Raw genomic sequence first — 25555 nt, 5'->3', positions numbered from 1 at the left:
ATTAACACGTTAAGAATATTACCAATTTTGACTTTCTCCCAATTGCTGTCCTACAAACTCATAGCGTATCGTAGAACGTGAAAATTTAATCGGACAAGCCAATTGTGCTTCGGTCTGCTGACTGCTGGATTTGAGTGGCACCTGTACTATCCATCCCCGCTGCTGAGCCAGATCAGAATGTAACGCTTCCTCAAGTCTGAGCACCGGTTCGACACAGACATCCAGCGCGGCAAACAGCATTTGCCATTCAGCTAATGACTTGGTCTTGATTTTATTCTGAATCGCCTGCTTCACCACAGCATGATCTTCAGCGGCATAAGAAGCGCCTTTGTCCAGGAGAATCGGCAGCTCTAAAGCCTGTGCCAGCCCCTGCATAAATGGTGGTTCCAGACTACCAATCGACAAATAACGCCCATCTTGGGTTTCATAATAATCATAGAAAGTTCCACCATTCAGATAGCCGGATTCTGGAGATTGATGCTGATTGCCAGCCAGACTGGCAGAAGCTGCCAGATTGCTCATCGTTACCACACAATCGGTCATGGAAATGTCAATGTACTGGCCTTTGCCACTTTGTTGGCGTTCAATCACCGCGGCCAGAATCGCAATCACGGCATGCATGGAACCACCTGCAACATCGGCGACCTGAATTCCCAAGGCTGGTGGACCATTTTCAATCCGGCCACTGTGTCCGGCAATTCCGGATAAAGCCAGATAATTAATGTCGTGCCCTGCCTTATCTTTATATGTGCCAGTTTGGCCGTAACCGGTAATGGAACAGTAAATCAGTTTCGGATTAATTTCGCTTAAGGTTTGATAGTCTAGCCCAAGACGTTGCATTACACCGGGACGGAATTGCTCAATCACAATGTCATAATCTGCAATCTTGGATTTAACCAGTTCAATATTCGCAGGATCTTTCAAATCCAGTGCAACCGATTGCTTGTTTCGGTTCAAATAACTTTGTGAAGTGGCCTGTCCATTGGCAAAGGGTGGCATTAATCGCAACAGGTCCGGTCGGGTCGGTGATTCAATATGCACAACCTCGGCGCCGAGGTCAGCCAGATATAAGGTCGCAAACGGGCCGGGTAAAAGTGTAGAAAAATCTAGGATTTTCAATCCTTTTAATGCATATGACATTGGAGTATTTGCTCTACTTATATTGCTTTTTTTAGCATCTTAGGCACATAAATGAATAAAAACAATGTCATGTTCAGCCATTTACCTTGATAGTTTCGGCAATCTAATATGTAAGAAAATGGCAAAGGTATTCTTGTAAATTGCCATTGCTTTATTATTTTTCGTCATTTAGGTCAATTATTAGTGAACATTAAAGAGACTGAAGGATTAAACATGAGTCGTGATACGATCAGTATCCACTTCGTCAATGCAGCCTTATCTGGCGTTAAGCGTCTGGGCATGGATGTCGATACTTTATTGTCTCACGTCGGGATTGAAGCAGAACTGCTGCATCAGCCCAAAGCGCGTATTTCGCCTGAACAATATACCCGCTTTATTAAAATGCTGTGGATGGTGACCCAGGACGAGCATGTCGGCTTTGACAAACAGCAACGCCGGTTGGGTACTTTTGCGATCATGTGCCAGCTGATCATTCATGCCAAAACTCTGGGTGATGCACTGGAACTGTCTTCCCAGTTCTACAAACTCTTTGGTGATGACTGGTCGGTGACCCTGGAACGCGACAAACACGAAGCACGTCTGGTTCCGCTGATTCCAAATGCGATGGATCCGGATCATTTCATTACTGAAAGCATGCTGATGATCTGGCATGGCTTGGCGTCTTGGCTCATTGAGCGTCGCCTGCCACTGGAACGCGTGCATTTTAGCTACCCTCGTCCAGACCATGCCGATGAATATGATGCCCTGTTCTTTGCGCCGGTAATGCAGTTCGATATGCCACGCACCGAGATCACTTTTGCTGCGGATTATCTGGACCTGCCAATTCGCCAGAATGAAGAAACCTTAGAAGAGTTTTTGAAAGCTGCGCCGGCACAATTGCTGGTGAAATTCAAAAACACCAACTCGCTGACTTCACGTATTCGTGATGTGCTGAAGAGCCAGATTGGCGAAGAAATGCCGACATTAAACGATGTCGCGTCGATGCTTTATCTATCACCGCAAACCTTGCGCCGCCGTCTGGCAGCCGAAGGCAAAAGCTATCAAGGCGTAAAAGATGCCTTGCGCCGTGATGCAGCAATTCACCTGTTACTTAATCCGGATCTGACCCTTGAAGATGTTGCACAACAAGTCGGTTTCAGTGAAACTAGTACTTTCCACCGCGCCTTCAAGAAATGGACCGGTGTAACCCCGGGTCTGTATCGTCAATTGCATGGCTATCATTAATCAAATGATGTTGCGAAATAACATTTAAAAATTAAAATCAGTTCTCTCCGCCTAAGCATTAGCTTAGGCTTTTTTATAATTACAATTGGCTAAATCGCTCAATTGATCTGACCCGTTCTCGTCATTGCACTTCAAAAATTAAGGATTACACTCGAATCATTAGAATAATTTTCATTAAATCAATAAAAGGAACATGCTATGAGCGAGGCATATATTATTGACGCCATTCGTACGCCACGCGGAAAAGGCAAAAAAGATGGATCTTTACATCAAGTAAAACCCATTTCATTACTGACTGGTTTACTCAATGAACTGAAAGACCGTCACGGACTGGACACCTCAAAAGTCGATGATATTGTGCTGGGTTGTGTCACCCCGATTGGTGATCAGGGGGCCGATATTGCCAAAACGGCTGCCATCGCTGCCGGCTGGGACAATGATGTAGCAGGCGTGCAAATCAACCGTTTTTGTGCTTCCGGTCTGGAAGCGGTTAATCTGGCCGCACAAAAAGTCCGTTCTGGCTGGGAAGATCTGGTTGTGGCAGGCGGCGTCGAATCCATGTCCCGCGTGCCGATGGGTTCAGATGGCGGTCCTTGGGCACTGGATCCTGAGACCAATATGGCCTGTGACTTTATTCCGCAAGGTATTGGTGCAGATTTGATTGCCACGATTGACGGTTATAGCCGTGCCGATGTAGACCAGTTTGCCGAACAATCACAACAGAAAGCAGCTGCCGCTCAAGCCAATGGTTATTTCAACGCCTCTATTATCCCGGTAAAAGACAAAGCTGGTGTGGTAATTCTGGACAAAGACGAATTTATCAAACCGACAACGACCGCAGAAGGCCTCGGCAAACTCAATCCAAGTTTCGCCACTATGGGGCAAATGGGCTTTGATGCAATTGCCCTGCAAAAATATCCTGAAGTCGGTGCTGTCAATCATGTGCATCATGCCGGGAATTCCTCGGGCATTGTCGATGGTGCGGCTGTGGTTTTGATCGCATCGGAACAAGCAGTAAAAGAACAAGGTCTGAAGCCACGTGCCAAAGTACTGGCGACGGCATTGGTCGGTGCAGATCCGACCATTATGCTGACCGGCCCTGCCCCGGCTGCTCGTAAGGCCTTGGCGAAAGCCGGTTTAACAATTGATGATATTGACCTGTTTGAAGTTAATGAAGCCTTTGCTGCAGTGGTGATGCGCTTTATCAATGAGATGAAGGTTGATTCTGCTAAGGTGAATGTCAACGGCGGTGCAATTGCCATGGGACATCCACTCGGTGCGACTGGAGCCATGATTTTAGGCACTTTGCTGGATGAGCTGGAACGCCAGGGGAAAAAACGTGGATTAGCCACACTTTGCGTGGGTGGTGGTATGGGCATCGCAACCATTATTGAACTGGTATAAGGAGAAAAATAATGAGCGCAATTCAATATCAAAAAAATGAAGATAATATTGTTATTTTAACGTTTGATTCTCCAAACCAGTCTGCAAATACCATGAATGCCGACTTTCGCACGGCACTGGATGAAGTCGTTGCCCAGTTACAAGCAGATGAAGATATTGCCGGGATTATTTTCCGTTCAGCGAAAAAAACTTTCTTTGCTGGCGGCGATCTGGATGAACTGATTCAAGCCACTCCTGAACATGCAACTGAATTCTTCAATATGATTGAAGAGATGAAAGCCAAACTACGCTATATCGAAACTCGCGGTATTCCTGTGGTTGCTGCACTGAATGGCACGGCGCTTGGCGGTGGCTGGGAAATTGCCCTGTGTGCCCATCATCGTATTGCCCTGAATGACCCTAAAAGCAAATTTGGCCTGCCTGAAGTCACACTGGGTTTATTACCAGGTGGCGGTGGTATCGTCCGTAGCATCCGCCTGCTCGGTCTGCAAAATGCCCTTCCTTTATTAATGGAAGGCAAACAGTTTGGAGTCGATAAAGCTAAATCTTTAGGGCTGATTCATGAGGTCGCAGACAGTACCGATGAACTGTTGAAAAAGGCCATTGCCTGGATCAAAGCCAATCCAAAATCTCAGCAGCCATTCGATGTAAAAGGCTATAAAATTCCGGGTGGTAGCCCTTCGACACCAGCAGTTGCCCAGATGCTGGCAATTGCTCCGGCGATGCTGCGCGATAAAACCAAAGGTTGTTATCCTGCGCCTGAAGCGATCATGTCGGCTGCGATAGAAGGTGCACAGGTCGATGTCGATACTGCCCTGACCATTGAATCGCGTTACTTTACTTATTTGGCGACCAGTCAAATTTCTAAAAATATGATTGGCACTTTCTGGCATGGTCTGAATGCAATCAAGTCCGGTGCCAGTCGCCCTCAAGATATTGAAAAGTGGAAAGCCACTAAAGTCGGTATTTTAGGTGCAGGCATGATGGGTGCTGGGATCGCCTATGCCACTGCCAGCAAAGGCATTCCAGTAGTTCTGAAAGATATTTCATTAGAAGCGGCTGAAAAAGGCAAATCCTATAGCCAGAAACTGCTGGATAAAAAAGTCGCTCAAGGGCGTTTAACAGCCGAGAAACGAGATCAGGTTCTGGGTCTGATTCAAGCGACTGCATCGAATGAAGATCTAGCGGGTTGTGACCTGATCATTGAAGCCGTCTTTGAAAGTCCCGCGCTCAAGACTCAAGTCACGCAAGAGGCAGAGCAATATCTTGCCAGCAACGGGATGATGGCTTCGAATACCTCGACCCTGCCGATCACAGAATTAGCCCAGGCTTCAAAAAATGATCAGAACTTTATCGGCCTGCATTTCTTCAGTCCGGTCGATAAAATGCAGCTAGTCGAAATTATCAAAGGTAAAAATACCTCGGCAGAAACGCTGGCCAAAGCTTTCGATTTCGTGCAGCAGATTGGCAAATTACCGATTGTGGTGAATGACAGCCGTGGCTTCTTTACCAGCCGCGTGTTTGGCACCTTTGTACAGGAAGGCTTGCGTCTGCTGGCAGAAGGCGTACATCCGGCACGAATTGAAATGGCAGCTCTCAAAGCCGGTATGCCGGTAGGCCCGTTGGCGATTCAGGATGAAGTGTCCTTGACCCTGTCTGAACATGTGGCCAATGAAAGATACAAAGCTTTAGGAGCACAAGGTCAGACCATCACTAAATCACCTGCGGATGACGTGATTCACAGCATGATTCACGAATTTAACCGTAAAGGTAAGGCCGCAGGCGCAGGTTTTTATGATTATCCGGCCGATGCCAAAAAGCAGCTCTGGTCTGGTCTCAGCCACTGGAAAAAAGACAACGATATTTCTGAACAGGAAATGATTGACCGCTTCCTGTTTGTACAGGCACTGGATACGGTTCGCTGTCTAGAAGAAGGTGTTTTGGAATCTGTAGTCGATGCCAATGTGGGTTCCATTTTTGGTATTGGCTTTGCCGCCTGGACGGGCGGTGCAGTACAATTCCTGAATCAGTATGGTTTAGCCAAAGCCGTGACCCGTGCCAAAGTACTTGAAAATAAATATGGCGAACGCTTCAAAGCCCCACAACTCCTCAAAGATCGCGCAGCACACGCCCAGCCGATTCAATAGTGTGGTCACTTAAATAAAAGAGGAACGTGTTTCCTCTTTTTTATTCTCTGAATTTACTTCAAGCAATAAACAGAGTCATCTGATGACAGATTTCGATCTGCTTTTTGATCAATTTATGTTATAAAGTTACATAAGTTTGATATCCACGTGGGTAAGACCTATGACTGATCACAGTTCACCTGAAAAATCTCCTTGGGGCTGGAAAGCACTTATCATCTTCTGTATTTTAGGTGGATTATTCATGCTTATTTTTTGGCTCGCGATAAGTAATGAACCGGATTACATGCCAAGCCAGCAAAATAAACAAACTACCCAGCAACACGCTTTTAAAAATGCACCGACGATGTCTCCAGAAGCCATTGCCAAAGCGCAAGCAGATCGTGAATCACGTGAAGCTGCCAATACTGCTCATCCAGGTACGACAGCCGCTGAACACAATATGTCAGCTGAAGAACATGCCAATATGGATAATGCCGAGCACAGCTCAAATGCAGCACATGGCCACTGATCCAGATTCAGTCTATGCATAAAAAAGCGAGGTCAATGCCTCGCTTTTTCGTATTTGAATGGCTGAAAATTAAAGCTTTAAATACATATCAATATGCGGAATTCCACAATCCAGATATTCATCACCTTGAGCTTCAAATCCCAGCGCTTGATAGAAGCCAATGGCGTGCACTTGCGAAGACAGCTTTACCAACTTACGCTGCTCTGCACGCGCATAGTCAATCACGGCCTGCATCAAGCGCTGACCAACACCTAAACCGCGTGTTGTTGCTAGGACTGCAACCCGACCGATACTGTTATTTGACAATAAGCGTGCTGTAGCAATCGCCTGATCCTGCTGAAAAACAATGAAATGTACAGCAACCACATCCTCAGCATCCCACTCATCTTCAGCTGCAATATGCTGTTCTTGAATAAACACGGCTTCACGAATCGCTTTGGCATACACTGCCAAAGCTTTCCAGCTGCCGGACACTATTTTCAGTTCTGGGTTGTTTAGCATTTAGAACCAATTCCCTGCTGATCCCACTGGTCATTGAGCAACAATTCCAGTGAATGTTTCTGGATACCATACATCTCTTTTAAGGCCTGAATTTGTGCCAGAACCGCCTGATCAGGTTGTTGATAGTCTTTACGTTTTGTCGCCAGAATCATTTTATTTTTACTGGTATGTTCCAGCGCCACAAATTCAAAAACTTTGGTTTCATAACCATAAGCTTTGAGCAGTAAAGCACGAATGGTATCGGTCAACATTTCTGCCTGCTGTCCGGCATGAATACCAAACTGTAACATCGGGCTGAGGACTTTTGGCGCCTGCAACTGCGGACGCAATTCCTTATGACAACACGGTGCACACATGATCATCTGCGCATTCAGGCGAATCCCGCTATGAATCGCAAAATCTGTTGCTACATCACAGGCATGTAAGGCAATCATCACATCCAGACGTTCCGGTGCATAAGTACGGACATCCCCCTGGAAAAAGTCCAGCTGATCAAAACCAGATTGCTGCGCGACATTCTGGCAGAATTCAACCATTTTCGGATTAAGCTCTACCCCGGTGACATACGGCGTTTGACCATGTTTTTGCATATAGTCATATAAAGCACAAGTCAGATAGCCCTTACCCGAACCAAAATCCACCACGCGCAGGCCTTCAGCCTGTGGCTTAATCTGTGCCAATGCACCTGAGAAGATTTCTACAAACTTATTAATCTGCTTCCATTTACGCGCCATGCTCGGAATGATTTGCGCTTTTTGATCGGTAATACCGAGATATTGGAGAAAGATGCTGTCCTGATCGACATAACGTTGTTTAATCCGGTCATGGCCTTGTTCAGCAGGCTTCACCTGATTCATCGTGGCTTTATGTTTGCTACGCGTTAACATAGCTTTTTTCTTGTTTTTTTTCAGCTGTAATTCTTCATCTACTGTCATCAGATTGGCCTGTTTGCAACACGCCAGTAGTGAAGTAACCTGGAATAATGCTTCATCTAAAGGATAATTTTTCGTGACATCCTGCGTCTTGTAACGATATAGACAGCTCAATACGCGCTGTTCATTTAATGTAATGACTCGCAAGGTCATTTTCTCTAAATCCTGCAGTTCACCTTTATACTGGCTTAAGATCAGGCGATCGAATTGATTCCTTTCAACAGCTTGCTGAAAGGTATCCAAGAATTGCTGTTCCTGATCTGAGAGAGTTGCCAACGTTGACATAGATAAAACCTGAAATGAATTGCGCATCAAGTTTAAATCTTCTTAACCTAAAAGCAAAATTGAATTACTATACAAGTGTATATTTGAAAAAGAATGACAATCATGCAGAATGCTCCACTGGTTCCAGATTATGATCAAAATGAGGAACGGATTAACTATATTAGTCATGGTGTAGGTGCCGGGCTGTCCATTATTGCCGGTATTCTTTTAATTATTAAAGGGTCTTACCTGAGTACTGGACAATGGATTGGTCTTTGGGTTTATGCACTGAGCATGATTCTGTTATTTTCTGCTTCCATGCTTTACCACATGGCCACTGCAGCAGACCGCCGTTATTTTTATAAAAAAATCGATCATACTGCGATTTATTATTTAATCGCCGGAACTTATACCCCTTTCCTATCGATTGCCATTCCGACCGCCAAAGCCCAGTATTTATTGATTGCGCTATGGGTGATTGCCCTTCTTGGTACACTTTTCAAGTTCGTTTTCATTCATCGTTTCCAGAAACTTTCTTTGGCGGCTTATCTGGCCATGGGCTGGCTGGCGCTGCTGGTGATTGATGACATGCAGCAATATTTAAGTGCTCAATCTTTAACCTTTCTCATCATTGGTGGACTCGCTTATACCGTGGGTGCATTGTTTTACGCTTTAAAAAGAGTAAGATATACCCACGCTATCTGGCACATATTTGTATTGATAGGCGCAGGATCACATTTTCTGTCTATCTATCTTTACGTGATTTAATCATCTCCTTTTTCATTTCAGTGACCCTGAGCGAGTTGAAGCGAGAAGATTGCAGTTGTTTTTTTAAAAAATTACGCCTTTTTTAAAAAGATTACGCTTTTAAAACTAAGTTTTTTTATTTTTAGTAAGTGTAAGGTTTTCCATGGCGTCGTCTAATTCTGCTGCTCAGCCAGCACAAAATTCAAAATTTCGCGTTTTAACAGCGAGCTTGGTAGGCACCACAATCGAGTTCTTCGATTTTTATATTTATGCCACCGCTGCTGTCATTATTTTTCCGTATCTGTTCTTCCCTACTAGTACAGATCCGATGACCGCAACCATTCAGTCTCTTGCGACTTTTGCCATTGCCTTTATTGCCCGTCCGATTGGTGCAGCATTATTTGGTCATTTAGGTGACCGGATCGGACGAAAAGCCACCTTAGTTGCAGCTTTGCTAACTATGGGGATTTCAACCGTTGCGATTGGCCTGTTACCAACTTATGCGCAAATCGGAATTGCTGCACCACTGTTACTTGCACTGTGCCGTTTAGGTCAGGGCTTGGGTCTGGGCGGTGAATGGTCAGGTGCCGTACTTCTCGCTACTGAAAATGCCCCTGAAGGCAAACGTGCCTGGTATGGCATGTTCCCGCAACTGGGTGCTCCAATCGGCTTTATTCTGGCAACAGGTTCTTTCCTGACCCTTGGCGCTTTCATGTCTGAAGCTGACTTTATGGCGTGGGGCTGGCGTATTCCGTTTATCTCAAGTGCCTTGTTGGTAATTGTCGGTTTATGGATTCGTCTAAAATTGCATGAAACACCTGCTTTCCAGAAAGTACTAGATAAACAAAAAGAGGTGAATGTTCCTTTTGTTCAGGTATTCAAAAAGCATTCTCGTATGCTGGTTCTGGGTACGATTGCTGCAATCTGTACATTCGTTGTGTTCTATCTTACTACGGTATTTGCATTGCAATGGGGAACCAAACAACTCGGTTATTCTCGTGAAGAATTCCTGCAATTGCAGTTAGTTGCAACCCTATGTTTTGCTGCATTTATCCCACTTTCAGCAGTATTGGCCGAGAAATTTGGCCGTAAGACTACTTCGATTGCGGTATGTGTCATTTCTGCGATCTTCGGTATCTTCTTTGCAGATATGCTTGAATCTGGCAGCACCTTGGTGGTGTTCCTGTTCTTGTGTATTGGTCTGGCGATTATGGGCTTAACTTATGGGCCAATCGGTACTGTATTGTCTGAAATCTTCCCGACTTCAGTACGTTACACGGGTTCTGCATTGACCTTTAACTTGGCAGGCATTTTCGGCGCATCATTTGCACCGTTAATCGCAACCAAGCTGGCAACAGCCTATGGTTTGTCTGCAGTCGGTTATTACCTGACCGCAGCATCTATCCTATCGCTTGTCGCGTTTTTGCTGATTCGTGAAACCAAGAATGATGATGTAAATAATCAGATCTAAGATTTTAGATTGATTCAAAAGCCAGCACTTGATGCTGGCTTTTTTTATCATTTCACAACAAAACTCGGCTACTTATCTCGTTAAATTTGCTCAACAATCAAATGAACTCAATTTAAAAAAATGAGGCAAGGCCATGCAGGATCTTATTGAATACCTCTCGCAGGAGCAGTTGGTCAATATCATTATTTTGCTGGAAGATGATAAAAAATTAGAAGCTGTTCGCTATATCACCGAGAATACACCCTTGGATGAAGCTCAGGCGCTGCAAGTGATTGATGAAATTGTGCGGGAACATGATGTGGTCATGAAGCATGAAAGTACCGGTCCACGCTTTAGTGATGATGCCGGTGATATCGACCTGGTGACACCGCCACTGGAAATCCCCACCCATCCTAGTTTGAGCACATCCACAGAAGCTGAAATCACTGCGCAACAATTACGTGAAAATGTGCCAACCCGAAAAATCGAAAAGAAAATCTGGATGATGGCAGCCGTCGCAGTCGTGTTATTGATTCTGGTCTGGATCATCAGTTAACGCGGTACAGAATGCCGGCTGAATTTAAATCAGTTCAATAATATCAATGGTAGGCGGCACCCGGAAACGGAAAGGTACACCGACCAAACCGGTACCGACAGTCACGAACACATCTGCATGTTCATGACGGTACATGCCCTTTTTATGTCCCAAAATTGAAACCTTTTTCATGACGTAATCGGTCAGCCAAGGCAGCTCCACCTGTCCGCCATGGGTATGCCCGGATAGCATTAAAGGACGTGTCGGCAGTTTCGGAATCATATCGACCGTATCCGGGTTATGCGAAAGAATGACCCAAGGCTTGTCCTGAGGCAAGTCTGGCAAACTGCGCATGTCGGCTTTTCCAGCCCAGAGATCACCCACGCCCAAAAGTCGGAATTCATCAAATTCGACAATTTGACCTTCAATATCCATGACCTGATTGACTTGTAGTGCATAGTGCAACAGTTCCCGAATCGGCGGTCCGGGATATTGTTCGTCATGGTTACCATTGACTGAATAGACCGGAGCGTGAATCTCTTTTAAAACTGCCAATTCCTGTGCCAGTTTATTTTCTGGCTCGTAAGTCCAGTCGCCAGCAACCACCACCAAATCAGGTTGAATATGATTTAATTTGTGTACAATTTGTCGCAACTGACGCTCATGACCCGAAAACAGACCGATATGCAAATCTGCAATCAGGGCGATTTTCACCGGCTGCTTTAAACGTTTATCTGCATTGATCTGATATTGTGTCGTTTTCACTTGAATTAAATGCGGCTCGATAAAGCGTGCATAAGTCAAAACCCCACTGAGCAAAAATACAAAAATGGCTTCATGCAGAGAATAATACCCCGTCCATCCAGCATAAATACTGAAGAAAACCAAAGGGATTAATAAATAGGCAAGATAAAACGCCAGCAAATGACCAAAAGCTTTAAAGGGATGAATGGTTTCGGTACGTGATTGGCTCGACCATGCCTGAGCCACAGCCCAGATGGCTAAAATCGCCATTCCCAGATAAAAATAAAACAGTACGGAATTCGAATCCCACATAAATTGGCCTTATTCAGTCGAGCAGCAGATTACTGGCTTTATATTTATCTTTTCATAGCTGGCAATTATACTCAATTCTAATTTTTCATTCTTCGACTTATATGGCCACTGCTCCCCGCGATCAAGTTCACCTTCAATCCTCAAGTTTTATACGCACTCATCGCTATAAAGCCGGCATTTTACTGAGCTGTAGCCTGGTTCTGGGTCTACCTGCATGTAGCACCTTACCCAAGCAAACCGAACAGCCAAGCCAGATGGCATTTGAAACGGATACCTCGCAAACCAGCCTGGCACAAATTGTTGAACCTTTACGTGATCAGAACATCGGGTTGACTGGTTATCGCGTGCTGTATGATCCGCTTGAAGCACTGGCTGCTCGGATTCAGCTGATTAATAAAGCGGAACGCAGTCTGGATCTGCAATATTACATCTGGGATAACGACCGAATCGGTGCCCTCGCCCTGCATGCGATTATTCAGGCAGCAGATCGTGGCGTAAAAGTGCGCCTGTTGATGGATGACAATAATGCCAAGAAAATGGAAGGGATTTATCTGGCCTTAAACCAGCATCAAAATATCGATGTCAAACTGTATAATCCCTATCGCTTTCGTAAATACCGCGCCATGGACATGGTGCTGGATTTAAAGCGCATTAACCGCCGCATGCACAATAAAAGCTTTATTGCTGATAACCAGATTGCCTTGATTGGCGGGCGCAATATGAGTAACCAGTATTATAATGTCAGTGAAAGCTATCAGTTCTCTGATGTCGATGTGATGCTGGTCGGTGCAGCATCGGATGAAATCATTCATTCCTTCGATGAATACTGGAATGATGATTATGCCTATCCGGTACAAGAGGTGGTGAATCCACGGCATCATGGCTTACGTTTTCCAAGCTTAAAACAACAGCTAGAAACCCATAGTCAGGAGCCAGCCACTCAAAATTATCTGGATCTGGCCAATCGTTCCAGAGCCTTTGACCAATGGCTGGAACAAAACATTCAGCTGGATTGGGCGGAAGCCGAAGTAGTCAAAGATCCACCGAGCAAAATCAAGGCCAAGGCCAAAACCGAAGAACACCTGAATTTCCAGTTATTACAGCGTCTGGAAAAACCTGAACAAAGTGTCGATATTGTCTCTGCCTATTTTGTTCCGGAAAAAATTGGTGCAGACCGTTTAAAGAAACTGACGAATGAAAATATCAAGGTTCGCGTCCTGACCAACTCTTTTAAGGCCAACGACGTTGCTGTGGTGCATGCTTTTTACGCTAAATATCGTCAGGATCTATTGAAAAATGGGGTGCAGCTGTATGAGTTCTTAGCAGCGCCAGAAGCCAATCACCTAAATGCCAATACAGAGGAAATTTCGAAAAAAGCCAAAGTCAGCCTGAAAGGATTGAGTCGTTCCAGCCTGCATGCCAAGTTGATGGCACTGGATCAAAAACAGGTGTTTATTGGTTCTTTTAACTTTGATCCGCGTTCAGCTTATCTGAATACTGAAATTGGCGTGTTGCTGAACAGTCCGTCTTTGGCACGTGCAGTACACGACACCATGGACAAAAATTTAAGCAAATATGCTTATAAACTAGTGCTCGATGCGAATCAGAACATTAACTGGAAAATCAAGAAAGCCAATGGTGACGTTCAAACATTTACCAAAGAACCCAAAATGAAATGGTATCAGAAAGCTGGCCTTAAGCTGGTGTCTTGGCTGCCAATTGAAGGTTTTATGTAAGCTTGATTCTTCGAACAGAAACCATAAAAAAGCCTCTTATTGAGGCTTTTTTAATACCCGTGACTGAAGTTCAACTAGGCCAGTCTGCATTTTTTCCTGAACCACACGGGTGAGGCTTTCAACCGTATGCCCTTCAGTGGCAATTGCAGGTAAAGCCACTAAATGTGCAATGACTTGCGGCATTTCCAGTACTTTTTTGACATGGGCGGCAAAACTGATGTCATTGACAAACGGCGCAACCATATCCAGTTCGCCCTGCTGATTCACATAACAAATCAGACAGATTTGTACAGGACGCTGCGCTTCAATCGCGGCGCCTAAAATCCGGCCATGCACTTTTTTGATGGCTCGCCCATCAGAAGTCGTCGCTTCAGGAAAGAACAGCACCGGAATATTCTGTTTGAGGAAACCGGTAATTTGTTCACGAATCCTGACAGAATCCCCTGAACCACGTTTAATAAATAAGGTACCCCCACCCTTGGCCAATTTGCCTAAAATCGGCCAGTTCTCAATTTCTGCTTTTGCCAGAAAAAATACCCGCGCCCCTGAACCCAGAACTGCAATATCCAGCCATGACACGTGATTACTGACCCATAAGGCGGGTTCACGTGGAATCTCGCCATGCACCTGCACTTCGATATTGAATACTTTGCATAACTGACGGCAAAAATGTTGCACATAGCGCGTATTGGTCGGGTTATTCGGATTTTTATATAAGCCATGACGAAAAACCAAGTAAAACCCTTCACTAATGGTAGCCAATGAAGCTGTGATTTTCCGGCTATACAGGAAAAACTTGGCCAAGCCTTCGATATCTGGAGTCTGGTTTTGTACAGTCGAGTTCATAAAAACGTCATTAAATCCTAAGCGAGATACAGGGAATATCCACGAATTAAACTCATTCTATACTGTTCATTCGCAACTTGCATTGATAATAAAAATCGGCCAATAACATCTATATCTTCAATTTTAATTGGATTAAAAAATCATTCAAACTAAAACTATCGAAATATTAGATTGAAAAGGATCGTAGCCATGCCAGATCAAACCCAGCCCGCGAACGACACACCTCAACCTTTACAAGTGCTCAAATATATTTTGGGCGGCACCGTTATCTATGCCGTGGTACTGGTAACACTTGTACAACTGTTTATCAGCGCACTTTAAACCAAAGCCGCGCTAATTCAGTATCTGCACAGCCTTTTTTCAACTACACTAAAGTTTTCAAGTGGAGATGGGCCTGAGTGGAATATTTACAACAACATCGAGGGAAAGAGCGCGTCATTCTGGTGAGTGTCAGCGTACAAATGCTGGATGACCTTGATGCTGAAGAGTTTCGTTTGCTGGCACAGTCTGCAGATGCTGAAATTCTGGAACATATTCATGCTCAGCGGATCAAACCTGACGCCAAATTTTTTATCGGCTCCGGCAAGGCAGAAGAAATTGCTGAACGTGTTGAAGAACTGGAGGCCAATTTGGTCATTTTTGACCATGCCCTGACCCCGGCCCAAGCCCGAAATCTGGAACAGGTGATCAAATGCCGCGTGGTCGATCGTACTGAACTGATTCTGGATATTTTTGCCCAGCGTGCCCGTACCTATGAAGGTAAGCTGCAAGTCGAACTGGCACAGTTACAACATTTATCTTCACGTTTAATTCGTAGTCGTGGCAATCTCGACAGCCAGAAAGGCGGGATCGGTTTACGTGGTCCGGGTGAAACCCTGCTGGAAACTGACCGCCGTTTGCTGCGTATCCGTATGGGACAGCTCAAGGCACGTATTGATAAAGTCCGCCAGACCCGGATGCAAGGCCGTGTTGCCCGTCAAAAAGCGGCTGTGCCGACGGTATCTTTGGTCGGTTACACCAATGCTGGTAAGTCTACCCTGTTTAATTTACTCGCCAACAGCGATGTCTATGCAGCCGATCAGCTGTTTGCCACTTTGGACCCAACCTTACGGCGTCTGGAATGGGATGGAATCGGCAATCTGGTACTGGCCGATACGGTAGGTTTTGTCCGTAATCTTTCCCATTCACTGGTAGAATCCTTTAAGGCAACGCTGGAAGAAACCGTTGAAGCCACACTGTTACTGCATGTGATTGATTCAAGTAGCCCAGAGATGCTGGAACAGATTGAAGCCGTTGACAAAGTGCTGAAAGAAATTGGGGCCGATGTTCCCATCCTTCAGGTCTACAATAAAATTGACTGTAGCGGTGAAGAAGCCAAAATTATTTATCGACGCCCGGGCGAACCGGAACGGGTCTATGTCTCGGCACATAGTGGCGAAGGTATCGACCTGCTGCGTAAAGCGGTACATGAGTCCTTGATGGGGCAACTACAGTCCTTCGATTTAATCCTGAAACCTGCCTACGGCAAGCTGCGTAACCAGCTCTATGGTCTGAATGTGATTCAGTCTGAACATTATGATGATGAAGGCCAACTGCATCTGCACATTCGAATTGCCCCACAAAAACTGGAACAGTTAATTAAACAGGCGCATTTACCTGTAGATGAAATTCTAGGCAAACAGGCGCAGCAATTTCAACGTCCACTGGAAGCGTTTGAAATCCAGTCAAAGATCGAGTAAAACTTGATAAGTAAACTTATTAATATTAATGATCATAGCAATGAACTGGATAAAACGAATAGACTGGCCAGCATGGATCGGCACCCTGTTACTTATTATTGTCTTTCGGGAAGCTTCGGTCTGGTTAATGACCCAACTGAATCATCCTGAATTAGGCAATCTGGTCGGGTTATTGAGCCTTTTAATTGCGCTGTTTACCTGGCGCTACTTTGGCAAACTCCCCGCTCGCCTCGTGGATACCAATAACAAACTGATGAAGGAAAGCGCCTTTGCTTTCCTGCCTGTCAGTGCAGGTGCACTGATGATGCTGGTACATATGGGCCAGAAAATTCCGGCCTTTCTGTTCATCATGTTTTTCAGCACCCTGATTCCTTTATGGATTTACGCCAAAATGGCCAAGCGCTGGTTATAGGAGTTCCGCATGTTATCTATTTTGTATGGCTTTGCGGTTACCCTCATCGCCTATCTGATTGCCAAACCCTGTAACCGGTTCATTCCGCAAATTCCCGTCATCGTGTTCAGCATGTTCTTTGTACTGGTGATTTTATTTGCGCTCGGCATTCCCTATGAAAATTACATGGATGAAGTTAATCCACTTTTCAACCATTTACTCGGCTATGTGACCGTCGCACTTGCTATCCCTTTGGCCGCGATGCGCTACGATGACTTGCCGCTCAAAGCCATTATCGGCATTTTGGTTTTTGCCAGTATCAGTGCTGTCGCCTTGCCGATGGGACTAGCTTATCTGCTGCATATGTCCTCTGCAGATATTATGGCGTTTGCTACCCGCGCAGTGACCACTCCAATTGCGATTAATATTGCCACCCTGCTGGATGCACCCATCAGCATGGTCATTCTAATCGTGATTCTTTCTGGTGTGATTGGTGCAGCTTTTTCTCCATTTATTCTCAAACATATCAATGATGAACGTGCCTCCGGACTGGCTTTAGGACTAGCCGCACATGCCATTGGTACAGCTCAGGCCTGGCAGCGTGGCAGTATTGCAGGACGTTATGCCGCATTTGGTATGGCCGTCAATGCAGTCTTTACCGCGGTCTGGTTGCCTACGTTTATACTTTATTTGCAAAAAATGTGACTAGTGAATCAAATTAATCATTTGTTTTATGTGGTAATCGTTCTTACTATAGAGTAAGAACTCTAATCCAACCTAGGAACAGATATATGAAAAAGGTTCAATTCTTTTCAACTTTACTTTTAGCCTCTTTCAGCCATCTGGCTTTGGCCTCTGACCTTTCAGGGACATGGAGAAATATTGACGACAAAACTGGTTCACCTAAAGCATTCCTCGAAATTCGTGAGACGGCTTCCGGCGTCTATGCTGCCAAGATCACAAAAATCACCCCGCGTCCTGGATATACCCCGAAAGAAAACTGTGTGTCCTGTCCTGCACCTTATACCAATAAACCTATTCTCGGCCTGGATGTGCTCACTGGCTTAAAGCACGTCGGCAATAACAGTTTTGCTCAAGGCAAGCTGCTTGATCCATTATCAGGGAATCTTTATAACACCAAAGCAAAATTAAGTGCTAATGGGAAACGTCTGATCCTACGCGGCTATATCGGCGTTTCAGCACTAGGCCGTAGTCAAACCTGGATTAAGCAGGATTAATTCCTGCTTTATTAAATAAAATGTGACGGGGTTATGCTTTAGTAGATAGAAGCTTGCATTTTAATGCATTAAGTTGTATGAATATTAAACATACGCTTTTTTCATGCAATATAGATTATGAAAGTGTATTAACGTAGTTTGCATCAGCATTCACCACATGGAATTAGGTGAATGTTCATAAAAAAATAAGGATATCGCATGTATAAAATCACACTTTTAACTGTTTTTTCAGCTTCTTTATTCACTAGCTCTCTGGCCTTTGCTCAGGAGTTATCTGGTCTCTGGCAACAGATTGATGATAAAACCGGCTCACCTAAAGCATTGATTGAAATGAAAACGCAGGCTGATGGCTCGTATACCGGAACGATTACTAAAGTCACACCTCGCCCAGGTTATACACCACGGGAAAAATGTGTCAAATGTCCACCACCTTATACCGATAAACCGATTTTGGGGTTAGACGTCATTAAAGGACTGAAACCCACCAACAAAAATAACTATGCACATGGCCGGGTACTCGATCCACTCACTGGCAAAATTTATGATTTAAAAGGGCGGATTTCTGCCAATGGGAAACGACTGACTTTACGTGGATATATCGGGATCTCTGCGATTGGTCGCACACAAACCTGGATTCGCCAGGATTAATAAAAACAGCACTTTTGTGTTGGGGATATTTTATTCATCTATAAAAAAGGCATAAATATAATGAAACAAACTAAATTAGGATTAATGTTCATCGCTGCACTGATGACTGGGACTGCTTATGCACAGGATCTGACGGGCATCTGGCAGCAAATTGATGATAAAACCGGCTCACCTAAAGCAATTATTGAAATTCGTCAAAATGATAATGGAACTTTTGCTGGAAAAATTATCAAAGTGACTCCACGTCCAGGCTATACTCCACAAAAGACCTGCAATAAATGTCCCGCGCCTTATACCAATCAGCCGATCATGGGCATGGATGTATTGACTGGCTTAAAACATGTGGAAGGCACCAACAATTATGAAAAAGGTAAAGTGATTGATCCATTGGCAGGTAAAGTTTATGACGCTCGAGTGCGTCTAAATGCCAATGGTAAACGTTTAACCTTGCGTGGTTATGTGGGTGTGTCCGCTTTAGGCCGTAGCCAGACCTGGATTCGCCAAGATTAATACCTAATTCTCATTATTCAAAAAAGCTGCCAAATTGGCAGCTTTTTTCAGTGTATCAACTCTATAGTATTCAGATAAGTGTTGACTATTTTAGTAAGATTTCTAACATGAGCGGGCGATGATAAAAATTCTTTGGAATGACTCTCTATGTTTAAAAAAATATTACTTGCCGCGCTTACAGCAGGATGTATGACCAATCTTTGGGCAGACGATATTACCGGGACCTGGCAACAAATTGATGATAAAACGGGGGCGGCTAAAGCGATTATCGTCATTAGCAAAGAAGCAAATAATACCTATTCAGGCAAAATTGTAAAAATCACGCCTCGCCCAGACTATAATCCACGTGAAAAATGCAATAACTGTCCTGCACCTTATACCAATCAGCCTATTTTAGGTATGACCATTTTAAAAGGCCTAAAACTGGTTGAAGGCACCAAGAATTATGATAAAGGTCGTATTATCGACCCATTGGCAGGTAAAATTTATGATGCAAAAATGCGTTTAAACAATACGGGTAAACGTTTAACCTTACGTGCCAGTATTGGCGTTTCAGTTCTAGGCCGTAACCAGACCTGGATTCGAGCAGACTAAATTTTAAAACTAAAAAGCCACGTAATCACGTGGCTTTTTTATGGAATGTGCTTACATCGCCGGATTATCCACTGCAAACATCTGCTGATCTTCTAGGCGGAATGCCATCAGTTGATTACCCCAGACACAACCGCCATCTACATTCTGAATCTTGTTCGAAATGGTTTTACCATTCAAGGCGGCCCAGTGACCAAACAGGATCTGATGACTTTTCGCAGCCTGTGATTCAAACTCAAACCAAGGTTTAAAACCTTCCGGCATCGGATCATCCAGCGCATCTTTAAAGCTGTATTCCAGACGTCCCTCAGCGTCAGTTAAACGCATTCGGGTGAGGTAGTTCACGATACAGCGAATACGTTCATGGCCTTGTAGCTGATCCGACCAAAGTGCGGGTTCTTTCCCGAACATTTCTTTCAGAAAATCATCCAGCACCTCGAAGTCATCATGAGCAATGATCGCTTCGACTTCTTGTGCCAATTGAGCAGTTTTTTCTGCACTCCAGATATTCGGAATCCCAGCATGCGTCAGGATAGTCTGCTCATTTGGAAATAGACACATTGGCTGTTTGCGCAGCCAGTCAATCAAGTCATCACTGTCGATCGCATCAATCACATCACGAACATTGTCTTTTTCTTTCACCGGTTTGATGCCGCGGGCATAAGCCAGCAAAGTCAAATCATGATTTCCCAAGACCGTCGCAGCCGCACCTTGTTCAGCCAGCTTTTTGATAAACCGCAATGCAGCAATTGAGTTTTCACCCCGTGCAACCAAATCTCCAGCAAACCAGATAAAATCTTGTTCTGCATCAAACTGGATTTCCTTGAGTAAAGCTTTCAAGGCCTCAAAACAGCCTTGAACATCCCCAATCACATAATTATATCGAGCAGTGCGGTTCATCGTAATTTAAGCCACCATTTGATCTGAAAGTGCAACAAACTGTTCAAGGTACAGGGTTTCTGGACGCGCCATCGGATCAACACCCGCTTTTTCAAAACCCTCTTCGACCAGCATCCCCTTCAAGCTGTTACGCAGAGTTTTACGACGCTGGGTAAATACATGCGATACCAGACGTGCCAGCGCTTTTTCATTCTTCGCCACAATCGGTTTAACTTTATAAGGCTCTAAACGGAATACCGCTGAGGTCACTTTTGGTGGCGGATTAAAAGATCCAGGTGGCACTTCAAACAAGAAAGTCGGTTTACAGAAATATTGAATCATCACCGACAGACGGCCATATTCTTTAGTATTTGGTGATGCGGTAATACGATCGACCACTTCTTTTTGCAACATGAAATGCATATCTTGCACTTTGTCGCCAAATTCCAAAAGATGAAATAACAGTGGCGTTGAAATATTATAAGGCAAGTTACCCACTACACGTAATGGACGACCTTCCTGAAACAATTGAGAATAATCATATCTCAATGCATCGGCTTCAATAATGGTTAAACGTTCAGGATGCGGCACACGACCCGGCAGGCCAGCAGCCAGATCACGATCCAGCTCAAGTACGGTTAAGGCATCACATTCACCAATTAAAGGTGAAGTCAAAGCAGCCAGACCTGGGCCAATTTCTAGAATGTTCTGACCTGGACGCGGATTGACTGAGCGTACAATTTTGGCAATGACACGCTGGTCATGTAAAAAGTTTTGACCAAATCTTTTTCGAGCCTGATGCCCTTCATCTTTTGGGTTTAAGGCATTAATTTGATACATAAAAACATTTCCAACGTGAGTGATGAACAATAATCAGTGGCGCGCCAGATCGAGGGCTAAATCGACAGCAACGTGCAGGCTGGAACTTTTCGCAAGTCCGGTCCCCGCAAGGGAGAGTGCTGTGCCATGATCAACAGAAGTTCGAATAAACGGTAAGCCGAGGGTAATATTAATGGCTTCACCAAAGCCCTGTGATTTTAACACAGGTAAACCCTGATCGTGATACATCGCCAGAACAGCATCAGCATCTTTTAGGTTTTCTGGAGTAAATAAAGTATCAGCAGGTAGGCTTAAACTCATGTTGATACCTTGAGCACGATAACTTTCGAGTACCGGATTGATCACTTCAATTTCTTCCATCCCCAAGTAACCACCCTCACCCGCATGCGGATTTAAACCACAAACCAGTATCTTCGGCTGTTCAATCTTGAATTTGGATTTCAGGTCATGAATCAGAATATCAATCACCTGATGTAAACGCTCAGGCGTAATTGCATCTGCCACAGCACGAAGCGGAAGATGGGTAGTGGCCAAAGCCACACGTAAGGTTTTGGTGGCCAGCATCATGACCACACGTGGAACACCGGCAAATTCCTGGTAATACTCGGTATGGCCACTAAAAGAAATACCTGCTTCATTAATTACAGATTTTTGTACAGGCGCAGTCGCAACGCCGACACTTTTTCCTGACATGGCATAGTCTGCAGATCGACGCAGTTGCTCCAGTACATAAGCAGCATTGTTCGGATTCAATTCACCCAATACCACCTCTTGCTGCAAAGGTACATGCTCTACAAAAAGCTCACCGATGCCTGAAGATGCATCCTGCCCTTGATATGGAATCAGCTCAACCGGCAATTTAAGTGTCTGAGCACGTTGCTTGAGCATATCTATATCCGCCAATACCACAATTGGGCGCTCATCAACACGCTCTGCAAGACTCAGGCAAATATCAGGACCAATTCCGGCAGGTTCCCCACTGGTGACATATAAAGGCAGCATCATCTTCTCAATTTGGCAAAGCTAAAAATATTATAACCCGATCATCTATATGCTGCAGCGATCATTGCAAAGTGTCCTTATAAATCAATATTTTGATACAGCCACAATTATAGTTACAAATATAATGGGTATTTTTCAATCAGATTGCGGGTTGTCCCTTTCTTTATTGCAGCAGCTTAGATAAAATACAGCGCTTGAAATTTTAATTTTCATTTGTGATTCTTCACGTATTCGTTTAGAATCGCGTCTCCTTTAGTTTGGACAGATTCCATAGTCCAAACCAACTATAATAGGTAGTGGTTTAATGAAAACTCTCAGCGCTAAGCCAGCTGAAGTTCAACACGACTGGTACGTTGTTGATGCTTCTGGCAAAACTTTAGGTCGCCTTGCGACTGAAATCGCTCGTCGTTTACGCGGTAAGCATAAAACTTCTTATACTCCTCACGTTGACACTGGCGACTACATCGTTGTTATCAATGCTGAAGAAATCACTGTGACTGGTAAAAAGTCACAAGATAAGAAATACTATCGCCACACTGGTTTCCCTGGTGGTATCCGTGAGACTAACTTTGAAAAGTTAATCGCTCACAAACCAGAAGCAGTTCTAGAAAAAGCTGTTAAAGGTATGTTACCTAAAGGTCCTCTTGGTTATGCAATGATTAAGAAAATGAAAGTGTATGCAGGTACTGAGCATCCACACGCTGCTCAACAGCCACAAGTTTTGGACATCTAAGGGATAACAGCACATGGCTACTAATTATGGTACAGGTCGCCGTAAGACCGCAACTGCACGTGTTTTCCTATCAGCTGGTACTGGTAAACTCGTAATTAACAACCGTACTCTTGAACAGTATTTCGGTCGTGAAACTGCTCGTATGGTTGTTAACCAACCACTTGAGCTTCTTGAAGCTACTGACAAATATGACCTTTACATCACTGTTGCTGGTGGTGGTATTGGTGGTCAAGCAGGCGCTATCCGTCACGGTATTACTCGTGCATTGATCGCTTCTGACGAAACTTTAAAACCTGCTCTTCGTCAAGCTGGTTTCGTTACTCGTGATGCTCGTGAAGTTGAACGTAAGAAACTTGGTTTACGTAAAGCTCGTAAACGTCCTCAATTCTCTAAACGTTAATTCGTTTACCGAATCGGACAAAAAACCCTGGATTTTCCAGGGTTTTTTTATGGCGGTTAATTGGTAATTTAGACCTTTTTTCTTGTTATTGTTCATGCACATCCTTACCCCATACCCCTTCATGACACCAGAATGACTTCATCAAATAATAATTTGCGATCCCAATACAGATAAATAGCAAAATGACAGGAAGCTTGATCAGCATCTTATTTTCCTCCAGTTGTTTTTCTTATAATCTACCTCGGCTCAAGCCGATTGATCTTTGATGCTTGGTGCTTTTTAGGTTGAATTTTAGTATCCTAGTCTATTCATTAGAAGCTCATCAGGATTTATGTCAGTCGAAAGCGCGCCTCTTCAAGGAATCACTCTCTATAGTCATGCCGATGACTTTCGTTCCCATTGGATTCGCTATGTGCTTACCGAAAAACAGATTAAATATAACCTGATTTTGGTGGATGCCGATGATGAGGATCTGGCCAGTCTCAATCCTTATAATCAATTGCCTATGCTGATCGAAAATGAACTCAAATTATTTAATACTTCAATTATCTCAGAATATGTAGATGATCGTTATCGTCAGAATAAACTGTATGCCGATGCCCCAATGCCCCGTGCAGAGCAACGACAATATATCTGGCGCTTTGAAAATGACTGGTTAAAGCTGGCTGATCTCATGTTACGCCATCCTGATACGCTGGATAAGAAAGCCAGAACTCAGGCACAAAAGCAGTTACAGGATATCCTGATTTCACTGATGCCACTATTCCAGCATTTTCCCTATTTTATGTCTGAACAATTTAGTATCCTGGATTGTATGCTGGCACCAATTTTTATCCGTCTGAAACAGATGGGCGTAGAATTACCACAGCAGCAATGCCGTCCGTTTTATTTATATTGCCAACGAATTTTCAGTCGTCCTGCCTTTGTAAAATCCATGACATTGCAGGAAAAGAACCGTTATTCAGCGCAACTCAAGCACCCGTAGAGAAACCTCATGTCCGAACAAGAATTCAACCTTAGCCCTACCCGTCCCTATATGGCACGTGCAATCTATGAGTGGGTTTGCGATAACAATATGACGCCTTACCTGCTGGTGGATGCTACACGCCCAAATACCATGGTTCCTGAACAGTTTATTAAAGATGGACAGATTGTTCTGAATATTGTGCCACATGCCGTGCATGCGCTGCATATGGGCAATGATGCCATTAGCTTCTCGGCTCGCTTTGGTGGCGTTTCTCGTGATATTTATGTGCCTATGGCAGCAATACTCGGTATTTATGCACGTGAAAATGGTCAAGGTTTATTCTTTGATCCAGGTGAATATGAGCATACACAAAATGATGAAGATGCTTTAAAATCAAGCACTGAAGAACAAACTGAACAACCAAAGAAAAAACCGACTTTAAGACTATTAGATTAAAAATAATGGAGCAAGTGAATGGCTTTTGATTTAGTACAATATTTTGTTGAACAGATAGAGACTCAAAAGCCTGAGCTTCTAAAAGAATATATAAAAGAAGAAAGACGAAAATATATATCAGAAATCAATGCCTTAACTTTAGGAAAACTTATTACTGAATGGCGTCATAACCCACAAAAAATTTATAATGAAATCAATCATCCTGATGAATTATATATCCTGGAAATCGTGCGTCATCTCGCTACCAGTCCGGAAAATCAATCCACTCTGGATCGAGCCCAGCTTGAGCACAGCACTTCAGAAATTTTTCATTTACAGCTTATTGAATTAAAACAACTGCATGATACCGGCAACCATAATATCCATAGCATTCAGGAATTACTGACCGGGCAAATTGAACATTTATCTGGTCAAGCAGATGATTGGGTTTGGACAACAAACAAGCTAACAGAACTCAAAGGCTCTAAACCAATTGTGCAAGAAGAGCTATCATTGGAAGCATCAATGAAGGAGTTTAATCAAATGGTAAGCCAGAATCAGCAGCATCAAGATGTCGAAGAAGTCATTGTTATCAATACCCCAACATGGGCAAAGATTGTTGAACCCATCGTGGCGATTGTCATTCTTTGGGTATTAATCGCAGCCGTAATGCACGTGTTTGGCTAAAATAA

General features: G+C 44.1%; 29 protein-coding genes. 21 read left to right on the top strand and 8 right to left on the bottom strand.

The window, feature by feature from the left end; translation table 11 throughout:
* Window positions 1-18: 18 nt before the first annotated feature.
* Window positions 19-1140, bottom strand: a complete 1122-nt coding sequence (locus tag Q9R24_RS13825) for a CaiB/BaiF CoA-transferase family protein (RefSeq protein ID WP_213687620.1) — start codon at window positions 1138-1140, stop codon at window positions 19-21.
* 213 nt (window positions 1141-1353) lie between these two features.
* On the opposite strand from Q9R24_RS13825, the gene Q9R24_RS13820 reads away from it, so the two are divergent.
* From Q9R24_RS13820 to Q9R24_RS13805, 4 genes are all read left to right on the top strand, one after another.
* Entirely contained in the window at window positions 1354-2364 is a 1011-nt protein-coding gene (locus tag Q9R24_RS13820) for an AraC family transcriptional regulator (RefSeq protein WP_004645946.1), read from the top strand.
* A 198-nt stretch (window positions 2365-2562) separates the two neighbouring features.
* Window positions 2563-3768, top strand: a complete 1206-nt coding sequence (locus Q9R24_RS13815; RefSeq protein ID WP_311204699.1) for an acetyl-CoA C-acetyltransferase — start codon at window positions 2563-2565, stop codon at window positions 3766-3768.
* Window positions 3769-3779: 11 nt separating this feature from the next.
* Complete coding sequence (locus Q9R24_RS13810) at window positions 3780-5915, top strand: 3-hydroxyacyl-CoA dehydrogenase NAD-binding domain-containing protein (protein WP_311204700.1); 2136 nt, start codon at window positions 3780-3782, stop codon at window positions 5913-5915.
* A 160-nt stretch (window positions 5916-6075) separates the two neighbouring features.
* Window positions 6076-6423, top strand: a complete 348-nt coding sequence (locus tag Q9R24_RS13805) for a hypothetical protein (protein ID WP_311204701.1) — start codon at window positions 6076-6078, stop codon at window positions 6421-6423.
* A 69-nt stretch (window positions 6424-6492) separates the two neighbouring features.
* Here Q9R24_RS13805 and Q9R24_RS13800 read toward each other — a convergent pair whose 3' ends face one another.
* Together Q9R24_RS13800 and Q9R24_RS13795 are read right to left on the bottom strand one after the other, a co-directional pair.
* The gene (locus Q9R24_RS13800; RefSeq protein WP_311204702.1) at window positions 6493-6924 is read right to left on the bottom strand and encodes a GNAT family N-acetyltransferase; all 432 of its coding nucleotides are present in this window, start codon (window positions 6922-6924) and stop codon (window positions 6493-6495) included.
* Window positions 6918-8141 (bottom strand): SAM-dependent methyltransferase, encoded by a 1224-nt coding sequence (locus tag Q9R24_RS13795; protein ID WP_195725625.1) that lies wholly within the window; start codon window positions 8139-8141, stop codon window positions 6918-6920. Before Q9R24_RS13795 ends, Q9R24_RS13800 begins: the two co-directional genes overlap by 7 nt.
* A gap of 102 nt (window positions 8142-8243) precedes the next feature.
* On the opposite strand from Q9R24_RS13795, the gene trhA reads away from it, so the two are divergent.
* The 3 genes from trhA to Q9R24_RS13780 all read left to right on the top strand — a co-directional run bounded on the left by trhA (window position 8244) and on the right by Q9R24_RS13780 (window position 10873).
* Complete coding sequence (trhA, locus tag Q9R24_RS13790; RefSeq protein ID WP_253159474.1) at window positions 8244-8888, top strand: PAQR family membrane homeostasis protein TrhA; 645 nt, start codon at window positions 8244-8246, stop codon at window positions 8886-8888.
* Window positions 8889-9030: 142 nt separating this feature from the next.
* On the top strand, window positions 9031-10338 hold the full coding sequence (locus Q9R24_RS13785) for an MFS transporter (RefSeq protein ID WP_004281697.1): 1308 nt from the start codon (window positions 9031-9033) through the stop codon (window positions 10336-10338).
* Window positions 10339-10471: 133 nt separating this feature from the next.
* A complete protein-coding gene (locus Q9R24_RS13780) occupies window positions 10472-10873 on the top strand; it encodes a hypothetical protein (protein ID WP_004732173.1) in 402 nt (133 codons plus the stop codon).
* Window positions 10874-10897: 24 nt separating this feature from the next.
* Here Q9R24_RS13780 and Q9R24_RS13775 read toward each other — a convergent pair whose 3' ends face one another.
* A complete protein-coding gene (locus Q9R24_RS13775; protein WP_253113516.1) occupies window positions 10898-11908 on the bottom strand; it encodes a metallophosphoesterase in 1011 nt (336 codons plus the stop codon).
* 101 nt (window positions 11909-12009) lie between these two features.
* Here Q9R24_RS13775 and Q9R24_RS13770 point away from each other — a divergent pair, with 101 nt between their 5' ends.
* Window positions 12010-13644: a phospholipase D family protein gene (locus Q9R24_RS13770; RefSeq protein WP_311204703.1), complete on the top strand. Its 1635-nt coding sequence runs from the start codon at window positions 12010-12012 to the stop codon at window positions 13642-13644.
* Window positions 13645-13680: 36 nt separating this feature from the next.
* Here the strand turns inward: Q9R24_RS13770 and Q9R24_RS13765 are convergent, their stop codons facing one another.
* Window positions 13681-14490, bottom strand: coding sequence for a 1-acyl-sn-glycerol-3-phosphate acyltransferase (locus Q9R24_RS13765; protein ID WP_004281693.1), 810 nt, complete (start codon window positions 14488-14490; stop codon window positions 13681-13683).
* A gap of 189 nt (window positions 14491-14679) precedes the next feature.
* Between Q9R24_RS13765 and Q9R24_RS13760 the strand changes: the two genes are divergently transcribed.
* From Q9R24_RS13760 to Q9R24_RS13725, 8 genes are all read left to right on the top strand, one after another.
* Window positions 14680-14811, top strand: coding sequence for a hypothetical protein (locus Q9R24_RS13760; protein WP_267313459.1), 132 nt, complete (start codon window positions 14680-14682; stop codon window positions 14809-14811).
* Window positions 14812-14888: 77 nt separating this feature from the next.
* The gene (gene hflX / locus Q9R24_RS13755; protein ID WP_311204704.1) at window positions 14889-16229 is read left to right on the top strand and encodes a ribosome rescue GTPase HflX; all 1341 of its coding nucleotides are present in this window, start codon (window positions 14889-14891) and stop codon (window positions 16227-16229) included.
* Between the two features lie 40 nt (window positions 16230-16269).
* Entirely contained in the window at window positions 16270-16641 is a 372-nt protein-coding gene (locus Q9R24_RS13750; RefSeq protein ID WP_004281691.1) for a hypothetical protein, read from the top strand.
* Between the two features lie 9 nt (window positions 16642-16650).
* Window positions 16651-17325 carry an LrgB family protein gene (locus tag Q9R24_RS13745; RefSeq protein ID WP_180086482.1) on the top strand — a complete coding sequence of 225 codons (675 nt, stop codon included), beginning with the start codon at window positions 16651-16653 and terminating at the stop codon, window positions 17323-17325.
* An 86-nt stretch (window positions 17326-17411) separates the two neighbouring features.
* On the top strand, window positions 17412-17858 hold the full coding sequence (locus Q9R24_RS13740) for a DUF2147 domain-containing protein (protein ID WP_005106118.1): 447 nt from the start codon (window positions 17412-17414) through the stop codon (window positions 17856-17858).
* 198 nt (window positions 17859-18056) lie between these two features.
* Window positions 18057-18506, top strand: a complete 450-nt coding sequence (locus tag Q9R24_RS13735; protein WP_044111684.1) for a DUF2147 domain-containing protein — start codon at window positions 18057-18059, stop codon at window positions 18504-18506.
* A 60-nt stretch (window positions 18507-18566) separates the two neighbouring features.
* Entirely contained in the window at window positions 18567-19016 is a 450-nt protein-coding gene (locus Q9R24_RS13730) for a DUF2147 domain-containing protein (RefSeq protein ID WP_004645963.1), read from the top strand.
* A gap of 147 nt (window positions 19017-19163) precedes the next feature.
* Window positions 19164-19610, top strand: coding sequence for a DUF2147 domain-containing protein (locus Q9R24_RS13725; RefSeq protein ID WP_004281686.1), 447 nt, complete (start codon window positions 19164-19166; stop codon window positions 19608-19610).
* 51 nt (window positions 19611-19661) lie between these two features.
* Here Q9R24_RS13725 and Q9R24_RS13720 read toward each other — a convergent pair whose 3' ends face one another.
* From Q9R24_RS13720 to pdxA, 3 genes are read right to left on the bottom strand one after another with little or no spacing between them, the layout of a single operon-like run.
* On the bottom strand, window positions 19662-20507 hold the full coding sequence (locus tag Q9R24_RS13720; protein ID WP_044111683.1) for a symmetrical bis(5'-nucleosyl)-tetraphosphatase: 846 nt from the start codon (window positions 20505-20507) through the stop codon (window positions 19662-19664).
* A 6-nt stretch (window positions 20508-20513) separates the two neighbouring features.
* Entirely contained in the window at window positions 20514-21326 is an 813-nt protein-coding gene (gene rsmA, locus Q9R24_RS13715) for a 16S rRNA (adenine(1518)-N(6)/adenine(1519)-N(6))-dimethyltransferase RsmA (RefSeq protein WP_311204705.1), read from the bottom strand.
* A 33-nt stretch (window positions 21327-21359) separates the two neighbouring features.
* Complete coding sequence (pdxA, locus tag Q9R24_RS13710) at window positions 21360-22331, bottom strand: 4-hydroxythreonine-4-phosphate dehydrogenase PdxA (protein WP_311204706.1); 972 nt, start codon at window positions 22329-22331, stop codon at window positions 21360-21362.
* 301 nt (window positions 22332-22632) lie between these two features.
* Here pdxA and rplM point away from each other — a divergent pair, with 301 nt between their 5' ends.
* The 5 genes from rplM (at window position 22633) to Q9R24_RS13685 (ending at window position 25550) form a co-directional block, all read left to right on the top strand.
* Complete coding sequence (rplM, locus tag Q9R24_RS13705; protein WP_004281682.1) at window positions 22633-23061, top strand: 50S ribosomal protein L13; 429 nt, start codon at window positions 22633-22635, stop codon at window positions 23059-23061.
* A 13-nt stretch (window positions 23062-23074) separates the two neighbouring features.
* Complete coding sequence (gene rpsI / locus Q9R24_RS13700; protein WP_004281681.1) at window positions 23075-23461, top strand: 30S ribosomal protein S9; 387 nt, start codon at window positions 23075-23077, stop codon at window positions 23459-23461.
* Window positions 23462-23792: 331 nt separating this feature from the next.
* Complete coding sequence (locus Q9R24_RS13695; protein WP_180180542.1) at window positions 23793-24446, top strand: glutathione S-transferase N-terminal domain-containing protein; 654 nt, start codon at window positions 23793-23795, stop codon at window positions 24444-24446.
* A gap of 9 nt (window positions 24447-24455) precedes the next feature.
* Complete coding sequence (locus Q9R24_RS13690) at window positions 24456-24884, top strand: ClpXP protease specificity-enhancing factor (RefSeq protein ID WP_311204707.1); 429 nt, start codon at window positions 24456-24458, stop codon at window positions 24882-24884.
* An 18-nt stretch (window positions 24885-24902) separates the two neighbouring features.
* Window positions 24903-25550: a hypothetical protein gene (locus tag Q9R24_RS13685; RefSeq protein ID WP_311204708.1), complete on the top strand. Its 648-nt coding sequence runs from the start codon at window positions 24903-24905 to the stop codon at window positions 25548-25550.
* Window positions 25551-25555: the final 5 nt, after the last annotated feature.

The organism is Acinetobacter sp. RRD8, from assembly GCF_031844225.1.
Lineage (GTDB): Bacteria > Pseudomonadota > Gammaproteobacteria > Pseudomonadales > Moraxellaceae > Acinetobacter.
This window is presented reverse-complemented; position numbering and strand designations above follow the sequence as displayed.

Excerpts from the sequence above, each read along its gene's own strand:
- Q9R24_RS13825 (WP_213687620.1), bottom strand. The coding sequence starts at position 1,140 with ATGTCATATGCATTAAAAGGATTGAAAATCCTAGATTTTTCTACACTT.
- rplM (WP_004281682.1), top strand. The coding sequence starts at position 22,633 with ATGAAAACTCTCAGCGCTAAGCCAGCTGAAGTTCAACACGACTGGTAC.
- Q9R24_RS13730 (WP_004645963.1), top strand. The coding sequence starts at position 18,567 with ATGAAACAAACTAAATTAGGATTAATGTTCATCGCTGCACTGATGACT.
- Q9R24_RS13800 (WP_311204702.1), bottom strand. The coding sequence starts at position 6,924 with ATGCTAAACAACCCAGAACTGAAAATAGTGTCCGGCAGCTGGAAAGCT.
- Q9R24_RS13685 (WP_311204708.1), top strand. The coding sequence starts at position 24,903 with ATGGCTTTTGATTTAGTACAATATTTTGTTGAACAGATAGAGACTCAA.
- Q9R24_RS13785 (WP_004281697.1), top strand. The coding sequence starts at position 9,031 with ATGGCGTCGTCTAATTCTGCTGCTCAGCCAGCACAAAATTCAAAATTT.
- Q9R24_RS13720 (WP_044111683.1), bottom strand. The coding sequence starts at position 20,507 with ATGAACCGCACTGCTCGATATAATTATGTGATTGGGGATGTTCAAGGC.
- pdxA (WP_311204706.1), bottom strand. The coding sequence starts at position 22,331 with ATGATGCTGCCTTTATATGTCACCAGTGGGGAACCTGCCGGAATTGGT.
- Q9R24_RS13690 (WP_311204707.1), top strand. The coding sequence starts at position 24,456 with ATGTCCGAACAAGAATTCAACCTTAGCCCTACCCGTCCCTATATGGCA.
- Q9R24_RS13810 (WP_311204700.1), top strand. The coding sequence starts at position 3,780 with ATGAGCGCAATTCAATATCAAAAAAATGAAGATAATATTGTTATTTTA.
- Q9R24_RS13760 (WP_267313459.1), top strand. The coding sequence starts at position 14,680 with ATGCCAGATCAAACCCAGCCCGCGAACGACACACCTCAACCTTTACAA.
- Q9R24_RS13725 (WP_004281686.1), top strand. The coding sequence starts at position 19,164 with ATGTTTAAAAAAATATTACTTGCCGCGCTTACAGCAGGATGTATGACC.
- Q9R24_RS13770 (WP_311204703.1), top strand. The coding sequence starts at position 12,010 with ATGGCCACTGCTCCCCGCGATCAAGTTCACCTTCAATCCTCAAGTTTT.
- Q9R24_RS13695 (WP_180180542.1), top strand. The coding sequence starts at position 23,793 with ATGTCAGTCGAAAGCGCGCCTCTTCAAGGAATCACTCTCTATAGTCAT.
- Q9R24_RS13815 (WP_311204699.1), top strand. The coding sequence starts at position 2,563 with ATGAGCGAGGCATATATTATTGACGCCATTCGTACGCCACGCGGAAAA.
- Q9R24_RS13795 (WP_195725625.1), bottom strand. The coding sequence starts at position 8,141 with ATGTCAACGTTGGCAACTCTCTCAGATCAGGAACAGCAATTCTTGGAT.
- Q9R24_RS13805 (WP_311204701.1), top strand. The coding sequence starts at position 6,076 with ATGACTGATCACAGTTCACCTGAAAAATCTCCTTGGGGCTGGAAAGCA.
- Q9R24_RS13820 (WP_004645946.1), top strand. The coding sequence starts at position 1,354 with ATGAGTCGTGATACGATCAGTATCCACTTCGTCAATGCAGCCTTATCT.
- Q9R24_RS13780 (WP_004732173.1), top strand. The coding sequence starts at position 10,472 with ATGCAGGATCTTATTGAATACCTCTCGCAGGAGCAGTTGGTCAATATC.
- Q9R24_RS13745 (WP_180086482.1), top strand. The coding sequence starts at position 16,651 with ATGTTATCTATTTTGTATGGCTTTGCGGTTACCCTCATCGCCTATCTG.
- rsmA (WP_311204705.1), bottom strand. The coding sequence starts at position 21,326 with ATGTATCAAATTAATGCCTTAAACCCAAAAGATGAAGGGCATCAGGCT.
- Q9R24_RS13735 (WP_044111684.1), top strand. The coding sequence starts at position 18,057 with ATGTATAAAATCACACTTTTAACTGTTTTTTCAGCTTCTTTATTCACT.
- Q9R24_RS13765 (WP_004281693.1), bottom strand. The coding sequence starts at position 14,490 with ATGAACTCGACTGTACAAAACCAGACTCCAGATATCGAAGGCTTGGCC.
- Q9R24_RS13775 (WP_253113516.1), bottom strand. The coding sequence starts at position 11,908 with ATGTGGGATTCGAATTCCGTACTGTTTTATTTTTATCTGGGAATGGCG.
- rpsI (WP_004281681.1), top strand. The coding sequence starts at position 23,075 with ATGGCTACTAATTATGGTACAGGTCGCCGTAAGACCGCAACTGCACGT.
- trhA (WP_253159474.1), top strand. The coding sequence starts at position 8,244 with ATGCAGAATGCTCCACTGGTTCCAGATTATGATCAAAATGAGGAACGG.
- Q9R24_RS13740 (WP_005106118.1), top strand. The coding sequence starts at position 17,412 with ATGAAAAAGGTTCAATTCTTTTCAACTTTACTTTTAGCCTCTTTCAGC.
- Q9R24_RS13750 (WP_004281691.1), top strand. The coding sequence starts at position 16,270 with ATGAACTGGATAAAACGAATAGACTGGCCAGCATGGATCGGCACCCTG.